6 protein-coding genes and 1 pseudogene are annotated in these 8,286 nt (G+C 63.0%); all 7 read right to left on the reverse strand.

What is annotated here, in order from left to right; translation table 11 throughout:
* Positions 1-997 (reverse strand): annotated as a pseudogene (locus H7U37_RS13720) (indolepyruvate ferredoxin oxidoreductase subunit alpha); the annotation flags it as partial.
* A 25-nt stretch (positions 998-1,022) separates the two neighbouring features.
* Positions 1,023-1,439: a hypothetical protein gene (locus tag H7U37_RS13725; RefSeq protein WP_204876546.1), complete on the reverse strand. Its 417-nt coding sequence runs from the start codon at positions 1,437-1,439 to the stop codon at positions 1,023-1,025.
* Positions 1,440-1,630: 191 nt separating this feature from the next.
* Entirely contained in the window at positions 1,631-1,753 is a 123-nt protein-coding gene (locus tag H7U37_RS16115; protein ID WP_272873489.1) for a hypothetical protein, read from the reverse strand.
* A gap of 48 nt (positions 1,754-1,801) precedes the next feature.
* On the reverse strand, positions 1,802-3,373 hold the full coding sequence (locus H7U37_RS13730) for a sodium:solute symporter family protein (RefSeq protein WP_204876556.1): 1,572 nt from the start codon (positions 3,371-3,373) through the stop codon (positions 1,802-1,804).
* A 57-nt stretch (positions 3,374-3,430) separates the two neighbouring features.
* Positions 3,431-5,068 carry a class I adenylate-forming enzyme family protein gene (locus H7U37_RS13735; RefSeq protein ID WP_204876547.1) on the reverse strand — a complete coding sequence of 546 codons (1,638 nt, stop codon included), beginning with the start codon at positions 5,066-5,068 and terminating at the stop codon, positions 3,431-3,433.
* Positions 5,069-5,490: 422 nt separating this feature from the next.
* On the reverse strand, positions 5,491-6,348 hold the full coding sequence (locus tag H7U37_RS13740; RefSeq protein WP_338049842.1) for a rhomboid family intramembrane serine protease: 858 nt from the start codon (positions 6,346-6,348) through the stop codon (positions 5,491-5,493).
* 90 nt (positions 6,349-6,438) lie between these two features.
* Positions 6,439-8,286 (reverse strand): polysaccharide pyruvyl transferase family protein (locus H7U37_RS13745; protein ID WP_204876554.1); only part of this gene is annotated, 1,848 nt, incomplete at its 5' end.

Below are 8,286 nucleotides of genomic sequence, written 5' to 3' on the forward strand. Positions count from 1 at the left end.
GGATGGCGGCATCCAGCTTGACGCCCACGTCGGGGGCCTTGCCCAGGGGGGCGGCCACCAGGTTCTGGCTCAGCTCGTCGATGGGGGAGAAGAGGGACTTGCCCTCCACCTCCAGGCCGATCTCCCGGCACCAGGCCTCCAGGAAGCCGTCCAGCTCTTCCACCACCACCAGCTTGTCCACGCCGGCGGCAAAGGAGCGGATCTTCTCCACGGGGAGGGGCCATACCATACCCAGCTTCAGCACGGGATAGGCGTCGCCCAGGGTCTCCTTCACATACTGGTAGCTGGTGGAGGAGGTGAGGATACCCATGGACTTGTCGGGGCCGTCCTCCACCCGGTTAATGTCCGCGGTCTCCGCCCAGGCGGTGAGGGCGGCGGTGCGCGCCTCCACCACAGGATGGCGGCGCTTGGCGTTGCCGGGCATCATGATGTACTTGGCGCCGTCCTTCACATAGGGCTTTTCCGGCGGGGTGATCCGCTCGCCGGTCTCCACCACGCTCTGGGAGTGGGCGATGCGGGTACACATTTTCAGCAGGACCGGAGTGTCGAACTGCTCGGAGAGCTCATAGGCCAGCTTGGCGAAGGCCAGGCCCTCGGCGGAGTCGGCGGGCTCCAGCATGGGGAGCTTGGCGGCCCGGGCGTAGTGGCGGGAGTCCTGCTCGTTCTGGGAGGAGTGCATGCCCGCGTCGTCGGCCACGGCGATGACCAAACCGCCGTTGACGCCGGTGTAGGACAGGGTAAAGAGGGGGTCGGCGGCCACGTTGAGGCCCACATGCTTCATACCGCAGAAGGAGCGCTTGCCCGCCAGGGAAGCGCCGAAGGCGGTCTCCATGGACACCTTTTCATTGGGGGCCCACTCGGCATAGACCTCGGGATATTTGGCCACGGCCTCGGTGATCTCGGTGCTGGGGGTGCCGGGGTAGCTGGAGACAACGGCGCAGCCGGCCTCATAGAGGCCGCGGGCCACGGCTTCGTTGCCGAGCATCAGCATTTTCATGATGTATTTTCCTCCTTTGTTCCAATCACGCATCCAAACGGTTGAAGTCCAGAATCTCCTGCATGGTCCAGCTGCGCGTTACAGAAGCCCACTGGGTCTGTCCCAGCTTGTTTTCCATGGTCATGGTACATTTGATATCTGAGACCGAATTGGCAATTTTCATTGTCACCCGAAGTTTCAGGTCAGGGATCGCCTTCCCCAGTTCATAGAGCCCATAGACCACCGGATAGGTGGAATCGTAAAACTCGTCAATGACGAACTTGCTCCGGCCTGCGGGGGCGGGTGCAGCGCTGGCCATGGCGCGCTCCCAATCCTGAATGAAAAAGCCCAGCATCTCTTGGTCGTAGGCAGGCTTTACGGCTTTGAGAAAGTCCAGCGCTTTGCTCATGTTTTCCGGCCTGGCTTCCACCGTTACCTTCACGGAACCATACTCGTATGACATTACATAACACCTTCTTTTCGATTTGTATTTTGCAGAAAAGACCGGCAGGACAAAGAAAAACGTCCTCTGCAAGAAGGGGCCTTCTTGCAGAGGACGAGAAAATCCCGTGGTACCACCTCAGTTTGCCGCAGCGCGGCCTCGCGGGATAGGGGGACTATCCCAGGCGCGGTATCGGGCGCACCCGTCGCTGCTTACTGGGCGAAAAAGCCGTTGGGCAGGCCGCTCCGGAAGGAATTCAGGGCGTGTCCCACGCTGTCTCGCACCGTCCGGCAGCTCTCTGGCCGAGGGAGGACGCCCTTACTGGTTTCCGTCATCGCGTTGGCGATTGATTACAACAACTTTACCACTTCTTCCAGCTAAAGTCAACGCTTTTTTGTGGACTTTTTGGCGGGCGCGGGACGGCCGATGGAATCCTTCACCGTGACGGTGATGGTCTGCTCGTAGCAGGAGAAGATCTCCTCCACCCGTTTTTTGGCGGGGGCGCGGGTGAAGAGGCTGACCACCGGCACCAGGACCAGACCGGCCAGCATACAGAAGGCGCCGCAGTTGATGGGGGACTGGAGGATGGCGGGGAAGGCGCTGCCCACAAAGACGTTGGCCAGCATGACGGCGCTGGAGAAGAGGAAGCACACGGCGCAGGCGGCCTTGGTGACCTTCTTCCAATAGAGGCCGTAGAGGAAGGGGGCCAGGAAGGAGCCGGCCAGAGCACCCCAGGAGACGCCCATCAGCTGGGCGATAAAGGTGAGGTTGGACTTGTACTGGACGATGGCCAGCACCACGCTGATGGCGATAAAGACCACCACCAGACCCCGCATCCAGCGGAGCTTTTGCTTGTCGTCCATATCGGGCAAGAAGGTCTCCTTCAAAAAGTCCAGGGTCAGGGTGGAGGAAGAGGCCAGCACCAGGGAGGAGAGGGTGGACATGGAGGCGGAGAGCACCAGGATGACCACCACGGCGATGAGGATGGCGGGCAGACCGGAGAGCATGGCGGGAATGATGGCGTCATAGCCCTGGGCGGCCACGTCCACCCGGTCGGAGAAGAGCCGGCCGAAACCGCCCAGGAAGTAGCAGCCGCCGGAGACGATGACGGCGAAGGCGGTGGAGACCACCATGCCGGTGTTGATGGATTTTTCGCTCTTGATGGCGTAAAATTTCTGCACCATCTGGGGGAGGCCCCAGGTGCCCAGGCTGGTGAGGAGCACCACGCCCAGGAGATTGAGGGGATCGGGGCCGAAGAAGGAGGCAAAGACGCCGGGGGTGGTGGTGACGGTCTCGTCGGTGACCTGGGCCAGGCCGTCCAGAGCGGCCATAAAACCGCCCTGGCTGTTGAGAACGGCGGCGATGACGGCGCAGATGCCGAAGAGCATGATGATGCCCTGGATAAAGTCGTTGATGGCGGTAGCCATATAGCCGCCGGCGATGACATATACGCCGGTCAGGACCGCCATGACGATGACGCAGACCGAGTAGTCGATGGAGAAGGCCATACCGAAGAGACGGGAGAGGCCGTTATAGAGGGAGGCGGTGTAGGGGATGAGGAACACGAAGGTGACCACCGAGGCGGCCAGCTTCAGCGCCCGGCTGTCAAAGCGCTTGCCGAAGAACTCGGGCATGGTGGCGCTGTCCAGGTGCTGGGTCATGACCCGGGTACGCCGGCCCAGCACGGCCCAGGCCAGCAGCGAGCCCAAAAAGGCGTTGCCCAGGCCGGCCCAGGTGGCGGCGATGCCGTACTTCCAGCCGAACTGACCGGCGTAGCCCACAAAGACCACGGCGGAAAAGTAGCTGGTGCCGTAGGCGAAGGCGGTGAGCCAGGGGCCGACGGACCGTCCGCCCAGGACGAAGCCGCTGACGTCGGTGGCGTGGCGGCGGCAGTAGAAGCCGATCCCCACCATCACGGCGAAGAAAGCGACGAGCATAACGAGCTTGATGAACATGTCTCCCATAAGTAGGACCTCCAGGTTTTGTGGATTGGGGCGGAGAAAACAGGGGTGTCAGTTGGTGGTCTGCGCCTCCACCAGGCGGCCGTGGCAGTATTTCTCCCGCAGAGCCGGCTTTTCGATCTTGCCGGTGGGGTTGCGGGGCACCTGGTCAAAGATGATCTTGCGGGGGCGTTTGTAGCGGGGCAGCTCCTGGCAGAAGTCGTCGATCTCCTGCTCCGTGCAGGTCATGCCGTCCTTGATTTCGATGATGGCGGCGGCGATCTCACCCAGGCGGGGGTCCGGCATACCGATGACGGCCACGTCCTTGATCTTGGGATACCGGCGGAGGAAGTCCTCGATCTGGACGGGGTAGAGGTTTTCGCCGCCGGAGATGACCACGTCCTTTTTGCGGTCCACCAGGTAGATGAAGCCGTCGGCGTCCACCTGGGCCATGTCGCCGGTATACAGCCATTCGCCCTTCAAGACCTCGTCGGTGGCGGCCTGGTTTTTGTAATAGCCCAGCATCACGCCGGGGCCGCGGACGGCCAGCTCGCCCACCTGACCCCGGGGCACGTCGTTGCCCTGCTCGTCCACGATCTTGGCCATCCACAGGTAGCCGGGCTTGCCGATGGCCCCCACCTTATGGATATTCTCCACCCCCAGATGGACGCAGCCGGGGCCGATGGACTCGGAGAGGCCGTAGTTGGTGTCATACTGGTGGTTGGGGAAGTAGGCCTTCCAGCGGTGGATGAGGCTGGGGGGCACCGGCTGGGCGCCGATGTGCATGAGCCGCCACTGCTCCAGGTAGTAGTCCTCCAGGTGGATGCGTCCGCTGTCGATGGCGTCCAGGATGTCCTGTGCCCAGGGGACCAGCAGCCAGACGATGGAGCACTTTTCCTCGGTGACGGTGCGGAGGATCCATTCGGGGGAGACGCCCCGCAGGAGGACAGCCCGGCTGCCGGAGGCCAGGGAGCCGAACCAGTGCATTTTGGCGCCGGTATGGTAGAGGGGCGGGATGCAGAGGAACACGTCGTCGTGGGTCTGGCCGTGGTGGTGCTGCTCGGTGAGGCAGGCGCCGAAGAGGGCCCGGTGGTTGTGCAGGATGGCCTTGGGGAAGCCGGTGGTGCCGGAGGAGAAGTAAATGGCGGCCAGGTCGTGGAGCTCCAGGTGGACGGGGGGCGCCTCCAGGGAGCAGTAGCCCACCAGCTCCCGGTAGGACTCGGCCCATTCGGGGATGTGCTTGCCCACATAGAACCACTGCTTGACCCGGTAGAGGTCAGGGAGGACGGGCTCCAGCCGGTCGATAAACTCGGGCCCAAAGACCAGGGCCTCCACGTCGGCCAGATCCAGGCAGTAGCGGATCTCGTCGGAGGAATAGCGGAAGTTCAGGGGCACCGCCATACAGCCGGCCTTGAGGATGCCGAAGTAGATGGGGAGCCACTCCAGGCAGTTCATCAGGAGGATGCCCACCTTGGCGCCCCGCTTCAGCCCCCGGCTGAGCAGGAGGTTGGCAAAGCGGTTGGCCTTTTTGTCGAACTGTCCCCAGGTGATCTCCCGGCGGTAGGGGGCGTCGGGGCGGCTGCGCTCGATGAGGCTGAATTCCCGCCAGGTTTTGGCCTTGTCCCGCTCCTGGGAGGGATTGATCTCCACCAGGGCCACTTCGTCCCGGTACAGGCGGGCGTTGCGCTCCAAAAATTCCGTGATGACCATGAACAAAACTCCTCTCTCAATAAAAAAAGTCCTCTGGGAGAAGCAACTTCTCACAGAGGACGAGAAAACCCGTGGTACCACCTCAGTTCGCCGCCAAGGCGGCCTCGACGGACGCGCAAAAAGGGCGTCCTGGCGCTGTACCGGGCGCACCCGTCGCCGCCTACTGGGGAGGCTTGCACTCCTGTTGAGCGGGCCGCTCGGGAGGGTATTGGGTCTCCGGACCGTTCCTGCCTCGCACCGGCCGGCAGGTCTCTGAAACGGGGGCCGAAAACTTACTTGGCTCCGTCATCGCGTTTGGCTTGTGCTACACTCTACCACTTTTTAGTGCTAAAGTCAAGAGGCAAATCAGCAGGTTTTTCCAGTTTCCGGGCCATGGAAAAAGGCGCACGGCAGAACCGGAATCTGCGTGCGCCTTTTGCGGGTCATTGGATGTGGGTGTGGTTGCCGATGTGGTCCTTACAGTAGCAGTAATAGCCGTTGCATTTGGAGCAGTAGCGGAATTCCATATCGGGGTAGTCGGTGTCCGTCTTGCCGCAGACGGCGCACTTGTGGATATACCCCTTTTTCTGCTGGGCCTGCCGGGCGGCTTTTTTGAAGTTGATGGTCTGAGGGGAGGTCCGATAGGCGGCCCGTCCGGCCATCCGGCGGACGATGTCCGCCAGCTCCGTCCAGAAGAAGAGCAGGTAGTTGAGCAGGGCCAGCACCGGCAGCGCCGCGCCCAGGAAGTTGCGGGCGATCAGGTTGCTGACCATTATCCACAAAAAGAGGGCGGCGTCCAGCCAGGCCAGCCACTTGACCTTGACCGGCAGGATGAAGAAGAGATAGACCTGCATCTCCGGATAGAGGGTGGCAAAGGCCAGGAAAAGGGACAGGTTGACATAGGTCATGCTGACGATGCCGGAGCCTCCGGCGGCGTAGGCGATGAAGCCGGCGGCAATGTTGAAGAGCAGGCCGATCAGGTAGTAAAAGTTGAACTTTGCCGTACCCCACTGCCGTTCCAGGGTGGTGCCGATGAGCCAATAGAAGTAGAGGGAGAGAGCCAGAAGCAGCAGGTAGCTGCTGTCCGGGACAAAGACGAAGGTGATGAGCCGCCACACCTCGCCCTGGAGAATGAGGGCGGGGGAGAAGTAGAGCAGATTGGAGAAGAGGATGGTGGTGCTGAACATATCCAGCAGGGCCACCAGCACGGTGCCCGCCACGATGACGGTCATCAGGTTGGGAATGCCGAACCGGGGGTGTTTATAGCAAAAGCGGCTGAGCAGGGTATCAAAAGATTTCAAGATCAAAGACCTCCCAAATGGTTGGTAAGATGAGTATACGCCCCATCTTAGCAGAAGGTGGGAGAAATTTCCCGAACAAAGTGTAAATTTTTATTTGAGCACCTTACGGATCAGGGTTTTCATCTCCGGGGTCAGGACCTTGGCCGCGGCGCGGTAGGGCAGGGGCGGGGGGGTAAGGTACTGGGCTTCGGTCTTTTCGTACCCTCTGGCGGCCAGGGAGGCAAAAAAGGCGGCCCGCTTGGGGCTGTGGGGGGCGGGAGAGACCAACCTGGGGTTGCCGGTTACGGCCTCCTGGAGGGGGCGTTCCACCTGTCCGAACCGGGACGAGAGGGCGTCGAAGAGGGCCTGTCCCTTGGCGGAGTGGACCAGCACCATAGAGATGCCCTTATCCCGCTCCACCGGCAGGGCCAGCTTGGGGTCCAGGCCCCAGAAGTCGGCCAGGGTGAAGTCGGAGGGGCGGCTCAGGCTGGTATACCGGCAGTGGGCGCAGGAGGGCCGGAGGAAGAGGCTCATGCCGAAGCCCCGTCCGAAGGTGGTGCGGTAGAGGACCTGGCTGTCCTGGCTGCCGTCCTGGAAGGTACAGGTCAGGTAGGCGGGCTGCCAGCCCTTGGACTTATCCCGGAAGGAGAGCCCGGACAGCGGTTTTCCCGCCTTTTGCTCCACGCTGTCCACGAAATGGGCCAAAACCGCGGGGGAGGGGACGCCGTGGCACACCAGGTCGCAGGTGATGAGATTGTCCAGGCCGCGGCCCACGGCCTGCAGCAGGCCGTCCACCTGGCAGGGGACCCCGCTGAAAAGGACGGGAGTGCCGCCGTCCAGCAGCGCTTTGACCTGCCGGAAGGTGTCGCCCAGGTCGCTCTGGGCGTATTTGGAGCCGCGCATGGCCGCAAGCTCCGCTTCCGATCGGGCGCAGACGTGGCGGACCCGCATGTTTTCATCCAGCACCGCGCCAAAGACCGCGCCGCCCTGGTCCAGCACATGGCGGGCCAGGATGGAGAAGAAGCCGCCGGAGGAGGAGACCATCCGCTCCGTCTCGTCCTGGTTCCAAACGGCGTGGGCGCAGGCGGGAGCGGGCCCCTCCACCTTGGGCCGGAGGATGGGACAGGTCTGCTCGCACTTGTGGCACAGCACGCAGGCGTCGGAAACCACCGGACGGAGGAAGCCCTCGTGGTCGGGCTTCATGGTGATGGCCCCCACCGGACAGACCGAGGCGCAGGCGGTACAGCCGGTGCAGTCTGCCTCTTTGCAGAGGACCGGCTTTTTGGGCGCGTCCGGTTCCCGGGGCAGGGGGGGCAGTTCAACGCCCTCCACCGCGGCCTTCAGGTAGGCCAGGGAGTCGGCCCGGGCGGCGTCCAGGTTGCGGTGGATTGCCTCGTAATCCATGGGCGCGTCGATGGAAGCGGTGGCGTCCAGCCCCACGATGCGCTCGGCGCAGCCCAGCCGGGAGAGGAGCGAGTAAATGCGGGAATAGGTGGGCTCCGCCCGCTCCTTGGGGGACATGGAGGTAAAGAAGGGCCGGTCGAACTGCACCGAAAAGACCGCGCCGTGGAAGGAGTTGGTGCAGACGTAGGCGGCGTGCTGGAAGAGGCCCAAAAACTCTCTGGGTCCCGCGTCAAAGACGATTTCCTTGGCGCCGGGGATCTTCCGCCGGGCGCCGGCCAGCTGCACGATGGGCAGCCCGGTCTTTTCGGCCAGGGCCAGGGCGTAGGGCGCCGCCTCGCCGGGGTCGGAGACGAAGTAGCAGAGGATATAATCTCCCTGCTGTTTGGGCGGCACAGCCAGTTCGCCCCACTGGGCTCCGGTGAGCAGCAGGGTGGGGTCCAGCACCACCCGGGCCTCCCGGCCGGTGATGGCGCGGACCAGGTCCTGTCCTCTCTTCTCCCGGACGGAGAGGGCGTCGAAGGGCTCCAGATACCGGCGGAACTGCTCGTCGTAGGG

Source organism: Pseudoflavonifractor phocaeensis, assembly GCF_016901735.1.
Taxonomy (GTDB): Bacteria; Bacillota; Clostridia; order Oscillospirales; family Oscillospiraceae; genus Pseudoflavonifractor_A.